An 18,143-nucleotide genomic window follows, 5' to 3' on the forward strand; every position below is an offset into this window, starting at 1 on the left:
TGAGTTCGCTCCTGTCCTGGCGGGGATAGGGGTTGTCATCGAACTCTACTGCCACAGGCACCTTTCTGTACAGTTTAAATCCCACCAAGCGTTGAAGTCGCAGCAACAACTACGGGAAGCCTCGCAAACTGCGCGAGGCTGTTCGGCTCGGCAGCCGGTTCCGCTCTGGAGGACGCCTCCCTTTCATCCATCGTGGTCGCGCGAAGCGCGGGTGTTCGACTCAGGATGACGTCTCTCTGTGCGTTTGTAATGCTCGGGTGATTGCCAGATCCGGTATGAATCGCGCTTCATCACACAGCGAGCTGCTCTGGGTCACGCCAGCCGCCACGTCTCCAGCGCGCCGTCGTGGTCGCGGCGGACGCGGGCGTGGCGCGCCAGGTAGGCCAGGTGCGCGCGGGCCTCGCGGACGGCGTGCAGCAGGTTGTCGGGCGGCAGGTCGCCGAAGACGCCGCGGGCCACGCCGAACGCGGTGCGCGGGCCGCCGGCCAGCAGCGCCAGGATCTGCGCGTTGCGTTCGTCGTGGTGCGCCGCGATCGCGTCGATGCGCGCGGCCAGGTCCTCGAACGGCTCGCCGTGCGAGGGGAGGACGAGGTCGACCGGGAGCTCGCGCAGGGCGCGGAGCGAGGCCAGGTAGTCCGACAGCGGCTCGCTGGCGTACAGGTCCGCCCCGATGTTGGGGGAGATGCGCGGGAGGACGTGGTCGCCGGTGATCAGGATCCGCCGCGCGGGGTGATAGACGGTGACGTGCCCCGGCGAGTGCCCCGGCGTGTGGATCCACTCCCATCCCCCGCCGCCGGGGAGCGGCCCGCGCTCGCCGGTGAGCACGATGTCCGGGTGGAAGCGCGCGTAGAAGGAGTGGATGAGGTCGCTCGCCCGCAGGAATCCGGGGATCACCGCGGCGGGGACGCCGATCTCCGCGAAGACGTCCGCTACGTGCGCGCGGTCCTCGGGCCAGCGGTCCACGAAGCGGCGCGCGAGCGTCTCCTCGTCCTCGTGGATGGCCACGCGCGCGCCGCTCCACTCGCGCACGGGGCCCGCGAGCCCGTAGTGGTCCGGGTGCGCGTGCGTGAGGACGACATACGCCAGCGACTCGGGCGTCACGCCGACCTCCGCCGCCGCGGCGCGGAGGGCGCCGCGGGCGGGCGGGGTGTCGATCCCCGTGTCCACCAGGGTGTGGCCCTCGTCGCCCTCGATCACCCACGCGGCCACCTCGCCGGGGGGGAACGGGAGGGGAACGGAAACGCGGTGGACGCCGGGGGCGACCTGCAGGGTGGCCGTCACCCGGTCAGCCTTCCGGGAAGAACTTCTTCCCTCCCTCGGCATGGTCCACCAGCATCTTCGCCGGGGCGAAGCGCGGGCCGTGCTTCGCCTCGAGCGCGCGCAGGCGCTGGACGACGTCCGCCGCGCCGACGGTGTCCACGTACCAGAAGGGGCCGCCGCGGAAGGGCGGGAAGCCGATCCCCATCACCGCGCCGACATCTCCATCCCGGGCGGAGTGGAGGACGCCTTCCTCCAGCGTGCGCACGGCCTCGTTCACCATCATCAATCCCAGCCGTTCCTGGATCTCCCGGCGCTCCATCTTCTTCGCGGCCGGCGCGCCGATCAGCGCGTACACGGCCTCGTCCACCTCGGTCTTCTTCCCGTCTTCCCCGTACTTGAAGAAGCCCTTCCCGTTCTTCCGCCCCAGCCGCCCGTCCGCCGTCATCTTCTCGATCACCGCGCTGGGCTTCATGCGGTCGGCGAAGGCCTCGGCCATGATCTTCCCGGCCTTCTGCGCCACGTCCAGCCCCACCTCGTCGTACAGGGTGATGGGGCCCACGGGGTATCCCCAACCCGTCATCGCTCCGTCGATGTCCTCGATGCGTACGCCCTCGTCCAGCAGGAGCGCGGCCTCGGCCATGTAGGGGCTGAGAATGCGGTTGGCGAAGAAGCCTGGGCTGTCGTTCACCACGATCGGCGTCTTCCCGATCTTCTTCCCGTACGCGTGGCTGGTCGCCGTCACCCACGGCGCGGTCCCCGGGTGGGTGATGATCTCCAGCAGCGGCATCTTGTCCACGGGGGAGAAGAAGTGCAGCCCGATGACGTGCTCCGGGTGCGACGACGCCTCCGCCAGCTTCGCGATGGGGATGGTGGACGTGTTGGAGCCGAGCACCGTGTCCGGGCCGATGTGCTGCTCGATCTCCCTGATGACGCTGTGCTTCAGCGAGATCTCCTCGAACACCGCCTCGACCACCACGTCGGCGGTGTGGAAGCCGGTGTACTCCGCCGTGGCTTCGACACGGTCGGTGATGGCGGTGACCTGGTAGGGCTTCAGCCGCTTGCGCTTGGCGCGCTTCACCAGCGTGTCGCGCGCGGTCTTCAATCCCTTCGCCGCGGCCTCGGGCTTCACGTCCTTCAGCCGCACCTCGATCCCGCTCTCCGCGCTGACCGCGGCGATTCCCGCGCCCATGAACCCGGCGCCGACGACCGCGATGTGGCCGATGTCCCTGGGCTTCGTTCCCTCCGGCACCGGCGGGTCGTTCTTGGCCGCGGTGGAGGTGAAGAAGAGGTGCACCAGCGCGCGCGCCTCGGGGGTGACGGCGAGCTCGCCGAAGGCCTTCGCCTCCAGCTCCAGCGCGGCGTCCACCGGCTTGTCCAGCCCGCGGTCGATGACCTCCAGCAGCTTGAGCGGCGCGGGGTAGAGGCCGTGCGTCTTGCTCATCACCCCCTGCCGCGCCTTGCGCAGGATGAAGCCGCGCAGGCCGGGAAGGTTCTCGGCCATCTTCGGCGACCCGCGGCGGCGCGCGCCCTTCGGCTTCAGCTTGCCCGAGGCCAGGTCCTTCGCGGCGCGCTTCGCCTCGCGCAGGAGGATGGGGGCGGGGACGACCTCGTCCACCACGCCCTGCGACCTGGCGCGGCGGCCGTCGAGCTGCTTGCCGGTGAGCATCAGGTCCAGCGCGCCGGCCAGCCCGATGAGGCGCGGGAGGCGCGCGGTGCCGCCCGCGCCGGGGATGATCCCCAGGTTCACCTCGGGGAGGCCGAGCTTGGTCTTGGACGAGTCGGTGGCGATGCGGTAGGTGCAGGCGAGCGCCGTCTCCAGCCCGCCGCCCAGCGCCGCGCCGTCGATGGCGGCCACGGTGGGGATGACGAGACGTTCGAGCCGGTTCAGCAGCTTCTGGCCCTCGCGGCTGGCGGTCTCGCCGTCGGCGGGGGATTGGAAGTCCTTGAACTGGTCGATGTCGGCGCCGGCGATCCACGTCCCCTTCTTCTCGGAGATGATGATCGCCGCGCGCACGCCCTCGCCGCCGCGCTCCAGCCGGTCCAGGATGGCGTGCATCGCCTCGACCAGGTCGGCGGAGATGACGTTCACCGGCTTTCCGGGCTGGTTGAGGCGGATGATCGCGATGCCATCTTCCACGTCCATGCGGACGGGCGACGGCGCGGCCACGATCGGCTCCTCGGTCAGCGTGCTTGCCATCCGGATCTCCTGAAGATGTTGGTGTTGCTGAACTCAAGACTCGCCCTGCCAGCTCCTTCGCTGCCCCGGCAGCCCTCACCCGGCTCGCTCAGGCTCGCCACCCTCTCCCGGCAGCAGGAGAGGGTTGGGTGCGGGGATGCATCGGTGCGCCTCCGATGCTCTTCGCTGCCCGGCTGGCCCCTCTCGGATCCCCGGCTCATCGCTCAGATGCCGGATGGCAGTCCCGGAGGGACTTTGTGCGGTTGTTGACCGGGAATTCCATTCCCGGTCATCCCGGGTCCCTGGCTCATCTCGGCTCACCCCGCCGTCATCCCGCCGTCGACCGCGAGGATCTGGCCGGTGACGTAGGCGGCGGCGGGGGAGAGGAGGAAGACGGCGACGCCCATCAGCTCGCCCTCGCTTCCCACGCGGCCCAGCGGGATCTGGCTGGCGATGGCCTTCTCCGCGTGCTGCAGCACCACCTTCGTCATCTTCGTGGGGAAGAAGCCGGGGGAGATGGCGTTCACGCGGATGCCGTACCGCGCCCACTTCACCGCCAGGTCGCGCGTCATGGCCACCAGCGCGCCCTTGCTGGCGCTGTAGCCCACGGCGTCCAGCACCTCCGGCGGCGAGCCGCGCAGCCCCGCGATGGAGGCCACGTTCAGGATGGCCCCCGGCGCGCCGCGCGCGATCAGCCGCCGCCCCACCTCGCGCGAGCAGAGGAAGGCGCCGGTGGCGTTCACCTCCATCACCTTGCGCCACGCCTCCAGCGGCATCTCGGCCGCGGGGGCGCCCCACGAGGTGCCGCTGTTGTTCACCAGCAGGTCCACGGGGCCCAGCTCGTTCCCGGCCGCGTCGACGCCCGCGCGCACGTCGTCCTCGCTGGCGACGTCCATGCGCAGCGCCAGGGTGCGCGCGCCGTACGCGTCGCGCAGCCCGCGCGACACCTCCTCGCACGCCTCCAGGTTGCGCGACGCGAGGGCGACGGACGCGCCCGCCTGCGCCAGCCCCGCGGCGATCTCGGCGCCCAGCCCGCGCCCGCCGCCGGTGACCAGGGCCACGCGCCCGGTGAGGTCGAACAGCTCGCGCAGGACGGGTGCGGGCACGCGCTTCGGCTCCGGTCGCGGGTCGTTCGGGGCGCCGTTCCGAGGCGCGGGGAGACGGAATGTAACCCGGCGGATTTCCCTTGCAAATACTGGAAAAGCTGAGCGTCGCTCAGTCTCCCGGTCCGGACCGGTGCGGCCTGGGCGGGGGACCGCCTCCGTGCCACGGCTGTCGGGGCCGCCGGCCGCGATTGTGGCCGGAACGCCCCGCTTGGCGGGGCAACCGCGCCCCAGGCCGGCCCGCCCGTTCCGGCGCCGCCGTCGCGAACTCCGCGTCGTTGCTGGCATTCGTGCGACGGCGCGGTGTAGCAGACGGTGGCACCGGGATTGCCGCCTTCCAGGCTCGACCCTCCCACGGCCGAGGTGGATTCATGGCTCCCCCCGATCCCCACGTGATCTGGCGCCGTCCGGGCCAGGCCCAGCCGCAGCAGCAGGAAGAGCAGCAGCAACCCGGGTCGCCGCCGCGCTCACCGTTCGTCATCTGGGACAGGTCGCGGCGCTCCGGCGGCGCGGCGGCCGGCACCCGGGTGCCGCCGCGATCGATGCTGGTGGAGGTGGAGTGCCACAACTGCGGGCGCCCGATGCGGGGCATCTACTGCAGCAACTGCGGCCACAAGCCGGATGAGCCGGCCACGATCGGCACCCTGCTCTACGAGCAGCTGATCGAGGAGCGGCTGAACGACGGCTTCGCCTATCTCAAGGCGCTCTGGTTCATCGTCGTCTGTCCCCGCCACTTCTTCAACGGCGTGCTGATCCAGCGGACGCTGCTTCCCAACGACCGCTGGCTCCTGGGCGGCGCGTGGAAGCGCGTGTCGCACAAGGTACAGGACGTGGCGGATCCGGTGCGGTTCGTGGCGATCTCGTTCGGCATCCTGCTCCTGCTGAAGGTGACCGGCGTGATCCACGAGGAGCCGGGAGCCACGGAGTCGGTGCCCGAGTGGGCGCAGACGCTGATCCACTCGGACATGATCATGCACGAGGTGGAGATCCTGCTCATGCTCATCGGCGTGGCGATCTACTCCTACGCGCTGTCGATCATCCTGGGCGAGCGGATCTCCACCAGCGACATCACCCGCTTCTTCCTGTACCTCAGCGGGATCGTGGCGTTGGTCGGCGGGATCCTTCCCGAGATCGTGGACGACGAGGTGACGATGACGCTGACCATCGTCGGCGTATGGGCGTACCTGCTGATCCTGACCTACGTGGTGCTGCCGCGGCTGTATTCCATCACGCGCAAGCGCCTGCTCGCCTCGCAGTTCGGAGCACTCCTGCTGCTGCTGGGGGCGGCCGCGTTCCTCGCGTTCGTCGCCGGCGTGCTGGAGGGCATCACCGGCGCGTCCTGACCGCGCGGCGGGCACGGAGCCGCGGCGGCCGGCACGGCTTCCTTTCCCCCGCGTTTCCGGCGCGCCCACCGGGAAGGCTTCGATGAGCACCATCCCTCTCGACCCGGCGCCGGCCGACCTCGCCGCACCGGCCGCCCACGCGGACGCGGCGGCGCCGGCCAAGCGCGTGCGGCGGCAGGGCGGGCACTGCGGCAACTGCGGCTTCGAGGACACGGGGCACTACTGCAGCCGCTGCGGCGAGCCGCTGCACGGCACCACCGACACGGTGCTGCAGATCCTGTGGGCGGACCTGGTGGAGGGGCCGGTGCACAACGGGTTCGCGCTGGCCAAGACCACGTGGCTGATGCTGTGGCGGCCGCGGCGCTTCTTCGACGGAGTGCTGCGGCGCCAGCACGGGATGACGCACGTGCCGTTCTTCCTGGCGCCGGTCTGGCGGCGCGTGAGCCACAAGCCGCACGGCGTGCCCAACGCGGTGAAGTACTTCGTGCTCATCTACACCCTCACCGTCCTGGGCGCGTGGGCGGTGGGGGTGAACGTCTTCCCGCCCATCCCCATTCCCTTCCGCCCGGGCGCGGTGCTGCCGGGCGCGTTCGCCGAGCCCCTCTTCCTGGTTTTCGTGGTGTTCGCGGCGGCGATGTACTCGAAGGCGGTGTCGATGCTGCTGGGCGGGCGGATCGAGACGGAGCTGCTCACGCGCTTCATGCTGTACCTGAACGGCTTCGCGCTGATCCCGTTCGTGGGGATGGCGATGACCGGAACGCGGCACCCGTGGGGGTTCCTCGCCTCTCTGGCGTTCTGGCTGTACGCGCTGTTCGCGCTGCCGCAGCTGTCGCTGCCGCGCATCTTCGGCGTCTCGCGCACGCGGCTGGGGTTCGCGCAGGCGGGCGCGGCCGTGGCCAACGTGCTGCTGTTCGTGGTGATGATCTTCTGCGCGGGCATTGCCCTGGATCTGCTGGCGCCGAACTGGAACCAGCGCGCGGCGGCCACCTCCGCCACGCCGCGCGTCTTCGATCCTGCCGAGTCGGGACTCTCGGCGGTGCGGCGGGCAGCGGCCAGCAACGTGTTCCCGATGGACACCGTCGCCACGATCCTGCAGCTCCCCGCGCCGAACGCGCCACCGCCGAAAGGCGAATGAATTCGCAGCAACAACAGCACAAAGTCCCTGCGGGACTGCTGGAAAGCATCCGAGCGAAAGGCTGAAATCTGTGCCGCCGCCGGTTTCTCCAGGTGCGCTTCGGCGGCACGAGCGCCCGCTTGCCTCAACAAGGGTGGGGCGCGAGTCCGCGAAGGCGGACTTTGGGCCGTTGTTGCCGCGAATTCCATTCGCCTTTCCGTCCGGCTTCATTCCACATCCACCCCCCACCCCGGCCACATCGCTTGCGCCGGGGCCGTGCGCGTGGGGAGATTCAGCGCCGTCCGCCCATCGCCATCTTCCCGATCCCCATCCGCCGGCCCGACATGGATCCCCGCTCCACCCCCGCGATCGAGGCGCTGCGCGATACGGCGCGCGCCATCGTCGACGAGACGCTGATCCCCGCCGAGCCCGAGGTCCTGCGCACCGGCACCATCCCCGGCGAGGGGATGCGGCGGCTGAGGGAGGCGGGGATGTTCGGCATCACCATCCCCAAAGAGTTCGGAGGGATGGGGATGCACACGTTCGCGCAGGTGGTGGTGCACGAGGAGCTTGCACGCGCGCACCACGGGTTCCTGGGCGGGCTGACGCTGTCCAACGGGATCGGCATCTCCGCGCTGCTCGCGGCGGGAAGCGACGAGCTGAAGCGGCGCTACGTCCCCGCGGTCGCGAGCGGCGAGGTGACGACGGCGTTCGCGCTCACCGAGCCGGAGGCGGGCTCGGACGCGGGGCGCATCCGCACGCGCGCCGTGCGCCACGGCGACGAGTGGGTGATCGACGGGACCAAGCACTACATCACCAACGGCCCCGGAGCCGAGCTGGTGACGGTGATCGCCGTGACCGACCCGGAGAAGGGAACGCGCGGCGGGGTGACGGCGTTCCTCGTCGACCGGCGGGAGATGGAGGGCGTGGTGGTGGAGGAGGTGCAGCGGACGATGGGGACGCCGCCGTACTCGCAGGCGCGGCTGCGCTTCGATTCGGTGCGCGTCCCCGCGAGCCACATGCTGGGACGGGAGGGAGAGGGCTTCCGGCTGGCGATGGGCGCGCTCGATCACGGCCGCATCGTGGTGGCCGCGGGGGCGCTGGGGCCGATGTCGCGCCTGATCGCGGCGATGGTGGAGCGCGCGAAGGGGCGCGAGCAGTTCGGCGGCCCCATCTCCCAGTTCCAGGGCGTGCAGTGGATGATCGCCGACAGCGAGACCGACCGCTACGCCGCGCGGCAGATGACCTACGACGCCGCGTGGCGGATGGACCAGGGCGAGCGGGTGACGCGCGAGGCGTCGATGGCCAAGCTCTTCGCGACCGAGGCGGTGGGGCGCGTGGCCGACCGCGCGGTGCAGCTCTTCGGCGGGCAGGGGGTGATGGAGACGGGCCCCGTGCAGCACCTCTTCCGCGACGTCCGCGTCATGCGCATCTACGAGGGGACCAGCGAGATCCAGCGGCTGGTGATCGCGCGGGAGGCGCTGAAGGGGTAGGCGGGCTCGCGGGAAGGGCCGGGAAAGGCGAATGAATTCGCGGCAACAACGGCCCGAAGTCCGCCTTCGCGGACTCGTCGTCCGGCACTGAGGCGGCGAGCCCGCTTTAGCGTGAGGTGGACTGCGGGGCAAGGGTTGCGTTACGGTTGACGACTGTTTTAGAATCGGGGGATCCCATCCACACACCCCGAGGAGCTCCCATGAAGAAGCTGAAGCTGGACCTGGACACGCTGGCGCTGGATTCGTTCGACACGGCGGACGGGAAGGGCACCATTCAGGGCCACTTCGTGCCCACGAACCCGTGGTGCGCCGGGAACACGTACAAGACGTACTGCCCCGACACCCTCTGCACCTGCCCGCCTCCGATCTACTGAGCGGTCGCCGGCACCGGCAGCAAAACCGCGGACGCGCTGCGAGGCGCGTCCGCGGTTCGTCGTTTCGTCGCCGAACCCTACATCCCCGCCGGCAGCCTCGCTGGGGCGAGCTCGTCGACCTTCGGCCGCGTGGGATTCGGCGTGGTGGTGTCCGGCGGGGCGGTGTTGACGGGGGAGGCGCCGGGGCCGCCCAGGACCTTGCGCGCGTAGCCGTTGGCGGGGTCGCCGCCGGCGGCGCGGATGCGGGCGACGGTGCCGATGCCGCGGTTGTACGCGTGCAGCGCCGTCCGCACGTCGCCGCCGTAGAAGCGCAGCAGGGTGCGGAAGTAGCGGAAGCCCAGCCGCAGGTTCACGTCGCGCTCGTACAGCCGGTCGCGGGTGATGCCGGGCTGCAGCTCGCGCGCGGTCGGCAGCATCATCTGCGTGAGGCCGATGGCGCCGACGGGGCTCAGCGCGCGCGGGTTGAACGCGCTCTCCACGCGCACCAGGCGGAAGGCCAGGTCGGTGTCCACGCGCTCGGCGCGGGCGGCGCGCTCGATCGCGTCCGCCAGCTCGCGCTCGATGCCGTAGCGGCGCGCGTACTGGTCGACGACGCGCTCCCGCGCCTCGGCCGCGCGCGCTTCGGCCACGGCACGCGCCACCGCCCGCGCGGCGCGCTCAAGCCCGTGGCGCGTGGGCGGAAACGCGAGCAGCAGCACCATCGCCGCGATCCCCATCCACCCGCGCCGGTCCAGACGCAGCGCGGGCCGCTTCGCCGCGCGGCGCTTGGCAGCGGGACGGGGTCGGCGGGCGGGGGGGCGGCGCGTTCGGGTGCGGGCCAACTGCGCGGATCTCCGGATAACGGATGATGGGGAGGATGCGGCAAATCTAATCAGGCCGCCGGTATTGGTCACCGGTCTTTCGACGGCCAGGCTGGATGAAAAGAAAGTTCTGAATACATGGACAGATGTGGCACGTCGAGGGGGCACGCATGGTCCCGGTAGCTCTGGTTCGCCTCGACGGTGCCGCGCAACTCGAGTTCGCACGTGGTGGCCAGGCCCTCGACACGCAGCCGTCCACGTCCAGCGTAAGGTTCAGCACGGATGCCAGCGGTAGCGGTACAGCTCCGCCCACCTCCCGTACCATGCGCCGTCCGCGCTCGTCGTCGCGCTCGTTGTCGCCGACCACCGTGACGCGACGACGGGCGCCGGAACCACGCTCCAGCGCCCGTTTCCGGGAGGACGGACGATGCGTCAGCAGCAGGGGGAGCCTGTTAGAACTGCTTCCGACGCCCCGAACCCCCTGTCCATTCAGCAGGAACCGGGCGGCTCGGAAATCGGTGCAGGGTAGCAGAACCTGAACGGTTCGGAGTAACTGACTGGACCGCAGATGTACGTGTCATAGCCACGCACCGTTCCCCGGGCCGCATCGACGGACGGCTGGACCTCGAACTGCTCGATGCGTAGAGCTTCGATTTTCAGCGTGAGCTTCCTTGCCATGTTCCGTCTCCTGGTCTAGGGGTGGGGGAGCTACGGATACCTCTTCGCAAGATAGCCGTTCTTTCCGGCCGCACAATTGAGAAGAACGAACAGCGGTGCTATCCTGCTCAGCCCAGACGTTCGAGGGAGGCCTGGAGGGCGGTGGCGAGGGCGGCGTCGCCGCTGATGAGCGAGGTCCAGGCGAGCTCGATGCCCTTGCGCTTGCCCTTGGGGACGAGGCGCAGGCCGTCGGGGGTGATGGTGAGGGTGTAGACGGCGCCCTCCACCTCCAGCTCGCGCTTCAGCTCGCCTTCCAGCTTCGTCGTCATGGACGTCACTCCGCGGTGGTTCCGGCGATGGCCGGGGCGGCGCGCGGGGCCAGGCAGCGCACGTCGCGAGGGCCGGGCTCCAGCACCAGCTGGTCGATGACGAGCCGGACGCCGCGGACGAGGCCGGCGTTGCGCTCGGCGCACTGCAGCGCGCCGAAGCCGGCCACGCCGCCGAAGAGCGTGACCTCGCCGCTCTGCACGGACACGCGCACGCGGCCGGCGCCGATGGACGGCTCGGCCGAGAGGCGCGACTCCACCTCGCGCAGGATGCGCGCGTCCTCGGTGGCGCGCGCGGCGATCTGCGCCGGCGTGTCCACCGGCTTCCTGGCGAAGAAGCTGCACGACGCGGCCGCGCCCGCCATCGCCACTGCGGCAACGGCGCGCGCTCCCGATCTCCGCACGCGAGAACCACGCGATCTCCGAACCGTCATCCCCATCCAGTTGCGAAACTTTCCGCCACCCTTCGGCGTTTCATTGATCCGGAAGCGTGTCCGGCACGCCCGGAATTCGCAATCGTCAGGCCACGTCCCCTCCCGCGCGGCTGCCGAACCTCTTCGCCGCGCGTAGTTTGGAGCCATGCCGCGCTATTTCGAGCTGACCCGCAAGCACACGTACTCGCTGCTCTTCGCCATTCCCGTGCTGGTGGCGTACGAGGCCGGCGCGGCGATGATCAACCACGGCACCAGCGGCCTGCGCAACGGCGCCGACGTGCTGCTGCGCACCGTGCTGGCGGCGGGCGGCATCCACAGCACAGTGGCGTTCACCGCCATCCTGGCGCTCGGCGCGGTCGTGCTGATCGTGAAGGAGCGGCGGAAGGAAGCCGTGCCCATCCGCGGCGCCGTGTTCGCGGGGATGGCGATGGAGAGCGTGCTGTACGCCCTCGTCTTCGGCACCGTGGTCGGCACGCTGACCGCGTGGGTGCTGGGGGGATGGCGCCTGGCCGCGGACCCGGCGGGCGGGCCGCTCGCCCGCGTCCCCTTCGGCGAGGGGGTGGTGCTGTCCCTGGGCGCGGGGTTCTACGAGGAGCTGCTCTTCCGGGTGATCCTGGTGGGCGGACTTCTCGCGGTCTTCAAGCAGTCGGGCCTGGGGAACACGTCGCGGAAGATCTACGCGGCCATCCTGGCGGCGCTGCTCTTCTCCGCCTTCCACTACATCGGCCCGTACGCGTACCCGCTGGAGCTGGGCTCGTTCACCTTCCGCTTCCTGAGCGGGCTGGCGCTGAACGCGCTGTTCATTACCCGCGGCTTCGGCATCGCCGTGTGGACGCACGCGCTGTACGACATCTACGTGATGCTGCTGCAGCGGTGAGGAGGAGGGGAACGGCAACCAAGCGCTTGTCCGGCTTGCGGATGCGATCCGCCGCATCTAGCGTGTGAAACGATCCGTGCCGGGGCGGGTAGATTGCTCCACTCGCCCCCGCGGAAACCCACCTGACCGAGGAAACCCGTCCATGCGTTCGCAGTCCGTGCTCGTCCGCGCGGTTCCGCTCCTGGCCGCCGCCATTGCCGCGGCGTGCAGCGGCGACGGCGGCACGAATCCGTCGCGCCTGACGCCGCAGGAGGTGCAGGGCGTCTACAACGTCTGCTCGCTGCGTTTCCAGCCCAGCAACGGCGCGCTTCCCGTGGCGGACCTGCTGGCCACCGTCATCAACCCCGCGCCGCCCGCGCCCAAGTCCGCGCCCTCGCTCACGCTGAGCGGGCAGGACGCCACCTACCAGCTGCTGTACACGCGCCGCAGCGACAGCTTCACGCAGGACCTGCGCGGCGGCGTGAGCTTCGGCGGGAGCGCGGTGTTCGCCAACCTGCCGGACGAGGGGACCAGCGAGGTGCGCCGCGAGCTCCTTCTTCCCGGCCAGCTCCAGCTGAGCTTCACCGAGGCCCCGCGCCGGCTGTCGACCACGGGCGGCGTGGCGTACAGCGTGCGCCGCTCGGACTACGCGCACGCCGCGGGGATCAGCGAGGAGGGGCTGCAGGACCGGATCAGCGGGTCGATCAGCGGCACCTTCGCCGCGGGCGCCTGCCCGTGAGCCCGCGCGCGAGGGCCCGCACCGGACGGATCGCCGCCGCGGCGCTGGCCCTGGCGGCGTGCGGCTCTCCCAGGCCCGAGGCGCCCGTCGAGGCCGCGAAGCCCGCGGCGCCCGCCGCCCCCGCGGTGGAGGGCGAGGCGCTCGCGCTTCCTTCCGGGCGGCGCGTGGTGGTGCTCGCGTCCGGGCCCACCCGCGACAGCCGCGGGACGAGCGCGCTGATGGTGCGCTACGCGACCGAGCTCAGCGTGGACGACACGGTGCCGCTGGCGCGCGAGGCCGCCGAGGTGTTCCAGACCTACCGCGGGCGGGCCGAGGGCGCGGGGCTCCGCGCCGTGGTGGCCAGCGCCTTCGAGATGCCCAGGGGAGGGAGCGCCCAGCAGGCACGGGGGTACAACTTCAGCTGGACGCGCGGCGGCGACGGGTTCTGGCACCGGCACTAGCCGCGCCGCGCGGCAGATCGACGGCCAGCAGAGCACCAACCGGGTCCGGGCACGCCGCGGACCCGGTTCCGTTCCGGGGATGGGAGCCGATATCTTGCCCTTCATGAGAGCACGATTCGCATTCGCGGCCGCCGCGCTGGCGGCCTTCGCCGCACGGCCGCTGCCCGCGCAGGACACGGCCGCCGTGGCGCCGCCGCAGCCGGGGAGCGGCGCGTGGAACACCGCGCGCGCGCTGGAGCTGGTGGGGCGCGCGCAGACCCGCCGCACGCAGTCGCTCAGCGACACGGGGATGGTGGACTACCAGGCCGACGCGCGCGGCTACATCTACTTCTACCTGGACCGGCGCGACATCGACGAGCGCACGCTGGTGAAGACCGACCAGGTGGCGCTGCAGGTGTTCTGGAAGGCGCCCAACCAGACGAAGCAGATCATCGTGGGCCTGCGCGACCGCAAGTCGCTGCCCACCAACATCCACTACCACCTGGACCACCTGGCCGTGGTGCAGGACAACTTCGGCGACCGCATCCGCATCGGCGACGGCGACGAGGTGAGCGACGTGCTGCACCCCGCCGCGCCCGGCGCCGAGCGCTTCTACGACTACCGCCTGTCGGACTCGCTCTCCATCCGCGTTCCCGGCTCGGGCGACCCGGTGCGCGTCTACCGCGTGGACGTGCGGCCCAAGGACTCGTCGCAGCACGCGCTGGTGGGCGCCGTGTACGTGGACCAGCGCGGCGGCGACATCGTGCGGATGGAGTTCACCTTCACCCGCAGCAGCTACGTGGACCGGGAGCTGGACTACATCAACATCTCCCTGGAAAACGGGCTGTGGAAGGGGCGCTTCTGGCTTCCCAACCGGCAGCAGGTGGAGATCCGGCGGCAGCTGCCGGAGCTGGGCTTTCCCGCGGGCGGGGTGATCCGCGGGACCATGACGGTGACCGGCTACCGCTTCAACCAGAACCTGCCGGACTGGCGCTTCGGCGGCCCGCGCGTGGTCTCCGTGGCCCCGTCGCAGGCGCGCAGCTTCGCCTTCGAGAAGCCGATCGACGCGGAGATGCACGAGCAGGGGATCGGCCCCGAGCGCGAGCTGGGCGAGGTGCGCCGCGAGGCCGCCGAGCTCATCCGCGAGCACGCGCTGAGCGGGCTGCCCACGACGCGCTTCGACATCCCCGCGGCGTCCACCGTCGCGCGCTACAACCGCGCGGAGGGGCTGGCCGTGGGCTTCGGCGTGCGCTCCGCCCCGCGCGAGCAGGTGGCCACGGAGCTGTACGGCGGCTGGGCGTTCGGGCCCATGCACCCGCTCGCCCGCGCCGACGCGACGCTGACGAAGCCGCGATTCCGCCTGGGCGGCTCGGCGTTCCTGAACCAGCCGCGCGACGTGGGCGTCGGCCCGGTGATCAGCGGGGCGATGAACACGCTGTCGTCGGCGCTGGCCGGGCGCGACTACTCGGACCTGTTCTACGCCAGCGGCGGAAGCCTCCAGCTGCAGCGGCGGGTCCTGGCCGGGTGGACGGGGACGTTCACCGGGCGGGTGGAGGACCAGCGCAGCGCGCGGCTGGAGACCTCCGTCAGCGCGGGCGGCGACTTCCGCCCCGTCTTCCCGATCGACGAGGGGATGATGTACGGTGGCGCCGTGGCGGTGACGCACGCGTCGCCTTCGGGCAAGGCGCTGGGGTGGACGATGACGCTGGGCGCGGACGGCGGGCACCTGGCCAGCGGCGGGGGATTCGACTTCGTGCGCCCCCGCATCGATCTCGGCGTCACGCGGCGATGGAGCCCGAACTCCGCGCGGCTGGACGTGGAGCTGAGCGCCGGCGCCGCCGCGGGGACGCTGCCGCGGCAGGCGCTGTACCTGATCGGCGGGCGGGGGACGGTGCCCGGCTACGCCTTCCGCGCGTACGGCGGCGACCGCTTCGCCACGCTGCGCATCACCGCCGCCGCAGACCTGTGGTCGCCGTGGATCCGCGGGCGGCTGCTGGGCGCCGCCGGCTGGGCGGACGCCGGGGGACCGGGCGGCGCCGCGCTCACCGCGTGGGGCGCGCAGCCGCTGGACCGGCCCATCTTCAGCGCGGGCGCCGGCGTCGGCATCTTCTACGACATCCTGCGCGTGGATGTCGCCCGCGGCCTGAGCAGCGGCGGCCACTGGGAGCTGATCATCGAGGCGAACCCGAGCTTCTGGGATTTTCTGTAGAAGCGAGGAGCCAAGTGCTGAGTGCTGAGTGCTGAGTCACGCAACGATCGGCGGAACCCCGCACAGGACGTCATCCTGAGGGAGCGTCGCACCGCAACCTGCGGCCACGCTGAACGCGAACGCGACCGAAGGATCCATAGCCGCGGCCGCACGTCCGTTCGCCTTTCGCGCTGATGCCGGGCTGCGCAGATCGGCGCGATCCCGCAGCGCACGTGCGGCGACTGGTTATAGATCCTTCGGCCTGCCGTCATTCGTGTGGACGCAACGACGGTGTGGCCGGCCTCAGGATGACGTCTCTGTGCACTTCACTGGAGTGCGCCACGAGGGTGCCGCGCGAGTCCGCGAAGGCGCCCGCGAAGGCGGACTTTGTGCTGTTGTTGCCGCGAATTCATTCGCCTTCCGAGAAAGCAAGCCTGCGCCGGGGGAGATGCTCCTCCCGGCGCATTCTGCTTTCTTGCGCGGGGATGTAGTTTGTGCGGCGGGGATGCGGGACGAAGGGACTCCGTCCGGGGAGGGGGCGATGCTGGAGAGCACCGTGGGCGAAGCGCTGGTGCCTTGGGAGAGCTTCTACGTGATCACGGGCGCGGCGGCCTCGGCGCTGACCGGGCTGCAGTTCGTGGTGGTGACGCTGATCAGCGACGGCAATCCGCGGACGGCGGAGGACGGGCCCAACGTCACCTCCGACTCGATCACCGCCTTCGGCACGCCCACCGTGGTGCACTTCGCGGCCGCGCTCCTCTTCTCCGCGCTGATCGCCGCGCCGTGGCGGTCGCTGGGCCCGCTGCGCACCACGCTGCTGCTGGCCGGGGGCGGCGGCTTCGTGTACGCCGCCATCACCCTGCTCCGCGCGCGGCGCCAAGCGGCGTACCGGCCGGTGCTGGAGGACTGGATCTGGCACGTAGTCCTCCCGCTCGTCGCGTACGGCGGCGCCATCGCCTGCGCGGCGCTGCTGGAGCGCGACATCGGCGACGCGCTGTTCATCGTGGGCGGAGTGACGCTTCTCCTGCTGTTCATCGGCATCCACAACGCGTGGGACACGGTGGCCTACCTCGCCGCCCAGCGCGTGGAGCGGCACCGGGGCGCGCAGCCCGCGGACGTGCGTCCGACCCCCGCCGCCGTGAACAAGTCCCGCCGCCGGCGCCGCTGACGGTCACTGACGGATCGGGACGATGACGGCGCCGGGTAGATGTCTCGCCCCGGCGCCGTCCTGCGTCCGCCCGCGGTGGATGGTATCTTCGGGCGCACTTTCGCACTTTCGCACTCTCGCACTCTCGCACCGTGGTCATCGACGCCTTCCACCTCCCCGGCCTCCCGCACGTCCCCACGACCACCTGGTCGTACGGGCGGGGGAAGGGCGCATTCGAGATCCGCGTGCCGCGGCTTACGCCCGCGCTGCTGCGCCAGCAGGTGCGCGCGCTGGGCGAGGCGCGCGAGCGGGCGCTGGCCGGGCGGCCGGTGGCGGAGATCGTCGCCGTGATCGACCGGGTGGCCGCGCGGCTGCTGGACCCCGCGGACGAGCTGCGGCGGACGGCGGAGGGCGCGCTCCCGGCCATCACCCACTACTCGCCCGCGATGGTGGGCCGGGTGCTGGACCGGATGGCGGCGGACTGGCGCGCGGCCCCGCTCCGCGAGCTGCTGCGCTCCGAGCTGGGCGATCCGCGCGTGCTGGACGGCTTCCGCCCGGCGCCGCGCGGCCACGGCAGGCGGATGGCGATGGGGCCGCGCCTGGCCGCCCACGTCTTCAGCGGCAACGTGCCGGGCGTGGCGGTCACCTCCATCGTCCGCTCGCTGCTGGTGAAGGCGGCCACGCTGGGGAAGACGGCCGTCGGCGAGCCCCTTCTCCCCGCCCTCTTCGCCCGCGCCGTCGCGGAGGAGGACGCGGAGCTGGGCGCCTGCATCGCCGTCACCTACTGGCACGGCGGCGACGAGGAGCTGGAGCGCGCCGCGCTGGAGCACGCCGACGCGGTGATCGTCTACGGCGGCCGCGACGCGGTGACGGCCATCCGCGCGAAAGCGCCGGCCGAGGCGCGGTTCCTGGCGTACGGTCCCAGGCTCTCCTTCGGCATCGTCGCCCGGGGCCGGCTCACGGCGGAGCACGCGGGGGACGTGGCGCGCGCGGCGGCGCTGGACGCATCGACGTTCGACCAGCAGGGATGCGTCTCTCCGCACGTCTTCTACGCGGAAGAAGGGGGAGATGTGAGCCCGCGGGCTTGGGCGGCGATGCTGGCGCGGGAGATGGAATCCGTCGAGCGCGACCTGCCGCGCGGCACCCTGTCGCCCAGCGAGGCATCGGCCATCCGCCAGCTCCGCGGCCACGCCGAGTTCGCGGCCGGCCTCGATCTCCACGCGTCGGCCGAGGGGACGGCGTGGACGGTGGTCTACGATCCCGAGCCGGCGTTCGAGGCCTCGTGCCTGAACCGCGTCGTCCGCGTGAAGCCCGTCGCCGCGCTGGAGGAGATCCCCCCGCTCGTAGCCGCCTACGCGGAGGTGCTGCAAACCGTCGGCGTCGCCGCGTCAGCCGAGGAGGCGGGGGATCTCGCCGCCGCGCTCGGGCGGCTGGGGGCGAGCCGGATCGCGCCGCTCGGGAAGATGGCGTGGCCGCCGCCCTGGTGGCATCACGACGGGCGCCCGCCGCTGCGCTCGCTCGTCCGCTGGTGCGACTGGGAGGAGTGAGGGCGGCGGTCGGCTCGAATCCGAGGCACCGCGCCCTCTCCGGCCGGCCGAGGCCGTCCACCTCTCCCGTACCGGGAGAGGTAGCCCGAACGCATCACCGGGGGCTTCGAAGCGCCGGTGTCGCCAAGCCAACTGAGTCCCGTGGGAGAAGCAGTTTTCGCCCGCGA

The 18,143-nt window shown here is 71.5% G+C and carries 17 protein-coding genes; 10 read left to right on the plus strand and 7 right to left on the minus strand.

Translation table 11 applies throughout. The features are described from left to right. Nucleotides 1-312 precede the first annotated feature (312 nt). From VLK66_RS18815 to VLK66_RS18825, 3 genes are all read right to left on the minus strand, one after another. Complete coding sequence (locus VLK66_RS18815) at nucleotides 313-1,281, minus strand: MBL fold metallo-hydrolase (RefSeq protein WP_325311007.1); 969 nt, start codon at nucleotides 1,279-1,281, stop codon at nucleotides 313-315. Between the two features lie 4 nt (nucleotides 1,282-1,285). After that, on the minus strand, nucleotides 1,286-3,457 hold the full coding sequence (locus tag VLK66_RS28825) for a 3-hydroxyacyl-CoA dehydrogenase NAD-binding domain-containing protein (RefSeq protein ID WP_325311008.1): 2,172 nt from the start codon (nucleotides 3,455-3,457) through the stop codon (nucleotides 1,286-1,288). Between the two features lie 296 nt (nucleotides 3,458-3,753). Then, entirely contained in the window at nucleotides 3,754-4,542 is a 789-nt protein-coding gene (locus tag VLK66_RS18825; RefSeq protein WP_325311009.1) for an SDR family oxidoreductase, read from the minus strand. 368 nt (nucleotides 4,543-4,910) lie between these two features. Between VLK66_RS18825 and VLK66_RS18830 the strand changes: the two genes are divergently transcribed. The 4 genes from VLK66_RS18830 to VLK66_RS18845 all read left to right on the plus strand — a co-directional run bounded on the left by VLK66_RS18830 (nucleotide 4,911) and on the right by VLK66_RS18845 (nucleotide 8,863). Next, the gene (locus VLK66_RS18830) at nucleotides 4,911-5,882 is read left to right on the plus strand and encodes a hypothetical protein (protein WP_325311010.1); all 972 of its coding nucleotides are present in this window, start codon (nucleotides 4,911-4,913) and stop codon (nucleotides 5,880-5,882) included. Nucleotides 5,883-5,964: 82 nt separating this feature from the next. Beyond that, nucleotides 5,965-7,017, plus strand: a complete 1,053-nt coding sequence (locus VLK66_RS18835) for a hypothetical protein (protein WP_325311011.1) — start codon at nucleotides 5,965-5,967, stop codon at nucleotides 7,015-7,017. Between the two features lie 323 nt (nucleotides 7,018-7,340). Then, nucleotides 7,341-8,489 (plus strand): acyl-CoA dehydrogenase family protein, encoded by a 1,149-nt coding sequence (locus tag VLK66_RS18840; protein ID WP_325311012.1) that lies wholly within the window; start codon nucleotides 7,341-7,343, stop codon nucleotides 8,487-8,489. Between the two features lie 200 nt (nucleotides 8,490-8,689). Then, the gene (locus VLK66_RS18845) at nucleotides 8,690-8,863 is read left to right on the plus strand and encodes a hypothetical protein (protein ID WP_325311013.1); all 174 of its coding nucleotides are present in this window, start codon (nucleotides 8,690-8,692) and stop codon (nucleotides 8,861-8,863) included. Nucleotides 8,864-8,940: 77 nt separating this feature from the next. Here VLK66_RS18845 and VLK66_RS18850 read toward each other — a convergent pair whose 3' ends face one another. From VLK66_RS18850 to VLK66_RS18865, 4 genes are all read right to left on the minus strand, one after another. Then, the gene (locus VLK66_RS18850; RefSeq protein ID WP_325311014.1) at nucleotides 8,941-9,684 is read right to left on the minus strand and encodes a transglycosylase SLT domain-containing protein; all 744 of its coding nucleotides are present in this window, start codon (nucleotides 9,682-9,684) and stop codon (nucleotides 8,941-8,943) included. 468 nt (nucleotides 9,685-10,152) lie between these two features. Then, complete coding sequence (locus VLK66_RS18855) at nucleotides 10,153-10,341, minus strand: hypothetical protein (protein WP_325311015.1); 189 nt, start codon at nucleotides 10,339-10,341, stop codon at nucleotides 10,153-10,155. Between the two features lie 107 nt (nucleotides 10,342-10,448). Then, a complete protein-coding gene (locus VLK66_RS18860; protein WP_325311016.1) occupies nucleotides 10,449-10,649 on the minus strand; it encodes a hypothetical protein in 201 nt (66 codons plus the stop codon). A gap of 5 nt (nucleotides 10,650-10,654) precedes the next feature. Beyond that, a complete protein-coding gene (locus VLK66_RS18865) occupies nucleotides 10,655-11,011 on the minus strand; it encodes a BON domain-containing protein (RefSeq protein ID WP_325311017.1) in 357 nt (118 codons plus the stop codon). A 214-nt stretch (nucleotides 11,012-11,225) separates the two neighbouring features. Between VLK66_RS18865 and VLK66_RS18870 the strand changes: the two genes are divergently transcribed. The 6 genes from VLK66_RS18870 to VLK66_RS18895 all read left to right on the plus strand — a co-directional run bounded on the left by VLK66_RS18870 (nucleotide 11,226) and on the right by VLK66_RS18895 (nucleotide 17,976). After that, nucleotides 11,226-11,957 (plus strand): CPBP family intramembrane glutamic endopeptidase, encoded by a 732-nt coding sequence (locus VLK66_RS18870; protein ID WP_325311018.1) that lies wholly within the window; start codon nucleotides 11,226-11,228, stop codon nucleotides 11,955-11,957. Between the two features lie 142 nt (nucleotides 11,958-12,099). Further along, nucleotides 12,100-12,675, plus strand: a complete 576-nt coding sequence (locus tag VLK66_RS18875; protein WP_325311019.1) for a hypothetical protein — start codon at nucleotides 12,100-12,102, stop codon at nucleotides 12,673-12,675. Beyond that, on the plus strand, nucleotides 12,672-13,115 hold the full coding sequence (locus VLK66_RS18880) for a hypothetical protein (protein ID WP_325311020.1): 444 nt from the start codon (nucleotides 12,672-12,674) through the stop codon (nucleotides 13,113-13,115). Before VLK66_RS18875 ends, VLK66_RS18880 begins: the two co-directional genes overlap by 4 nt. A 103-nt stretch (nucleotides 13,116-13,218) precedes the next feature. Further along, nucleotides 13,219-15,303, plus strand: coding sequence for a hypothetical protein (locus VLK66_RS18885; protein ID WP_325311021.1), 2,085 nt, complete (start codon nucleotides 13,219-13,221; stop codon nucleotides 15,301-15,303). 520 nt (nucleotides 15,304-15,823) lie between these two features. After that, nucleotides 15,824-16,450, plus strand: coding sequence for a hypothetical protein (locus VLK66_RS18890; protein WP_325311022.1), 627 nt, complete (start codon nucleotides 15,824-15,826; stop codon nucleotides 16,448-16,450). 131 nt (nucleotides 16,451-16,581) lie between these two features. Then, nucleotides 16,582-17,976 (plus strand): acyl-CoA reductase, encoded by a 1,395-nt coding sequence (locus tag VLK66_RS18895; RefSeq protein ID WP_325311023.1) that lies wholly within the window; start codon nucleotides 16,582-16,584, stop codon nucleotides 17,974-17,976. Nucleotides 17,977-18,143 lie beyond the last annotated feature (167 nt).

This window comes from Longimicrobium sp. (assembly GCF_035474595.1).
GTDB lineage: Bacteria > Gemmatimonadota > Gemmatimonadetes > Longimicrobiales > Longimicrobiaceae > Longimicrobium.

Excerpts from the sequence above, each read along its gene's own strand:
- VLK66_RS18870 (WP_325311018.1), top strand. The coding sequence starts at position 11,226 with ATGCCGCGCTATTTCGAGCTGACCCGCAAGCACACGTACTCGCTGCTC.
- VLK66_RS18840 (WP_325311012.1), top strand. The coding sequence starts at position 7,341 with ATGGATCCCCGCTCCACCCCCGCGATCGAGGCGCTGCGCGATACGGCG.
- VLK66_RS18875 (WP_325311019.1), top strand. The coding sequence starts at position 12,100 with ATGCGTTCGCAGTCCGTGCTCGTCCGCGCGGTTCCGCTCCTGGCCGCC.
- VLK66_RS18865 (WP_325311017.1), bottom strand. The coding sequence starts at position 11,011 with ATGGCGGGCGCGGCCGCGTCGTGCAGCTTCTTCGCCAGGAAGCCGGTG.
- VLK66_RS18845 (WP_325311013.1), top strand. The coding sequence starts at position 8,690 with ATGAAGAAGCTGAAGCTGGACCTGGACACGCTGGCGCTGGATTCGTTC.
- VLK66_RS28825 (WP_325311008.1), bottom strand. The coding sequence starts at position 3,457 with ATGGCAAGCACGCTGACCGAGGAGCCGATCGTGGCCGCGCCGTCGCCC.
- VLK66_RS18830 (WP_325311010.1), top strand. The coding sequence starts at position 4,911 with ATGGCTCCCCCCGATCCCCACGTGATCTGGCGCCGTCCGGGCCAGGCC.
- VLK66_RS18835 (WP_325311011.1), top strand. The coding sequence starts at position 5,965 with ATGAGCACCATCCCTCTCGACCCGGCGCCGGCCGACCTCGCCGCACCG.
- VLK66_RS18855 (WP_325311015.1), bottom strand. The coding sequence starts at position 10,341 with ATGGCAAGGAAGCTCACGCTGAAAATCGAAGCTCTACGCATCGAGCAG.
- VLK66_RS18885 (WP_325311021.1), top strand. The coding sequence starts at position 13,219 with ATGAGAGCACGATTCGCATTCGCGGCCGCCGCGCTGGCGGCCTTCGCC.
- VLK66_RS18890 (WP_325311022.1), top strand. The coding sequence starts at position 15,824 with ATGCTGGAGAGCACCGTGGGCGAAGCGCTGGTGCCTTGGGAGAGCTTC.
- VLK66_RS18860 (WP_325311016.1), bottom strand. The coding sequence starts at position 10,649 with ATGACGACGAAGCTGGAAGGCGAGCTGAAGCGCGAGCTGGAGGTGGAG.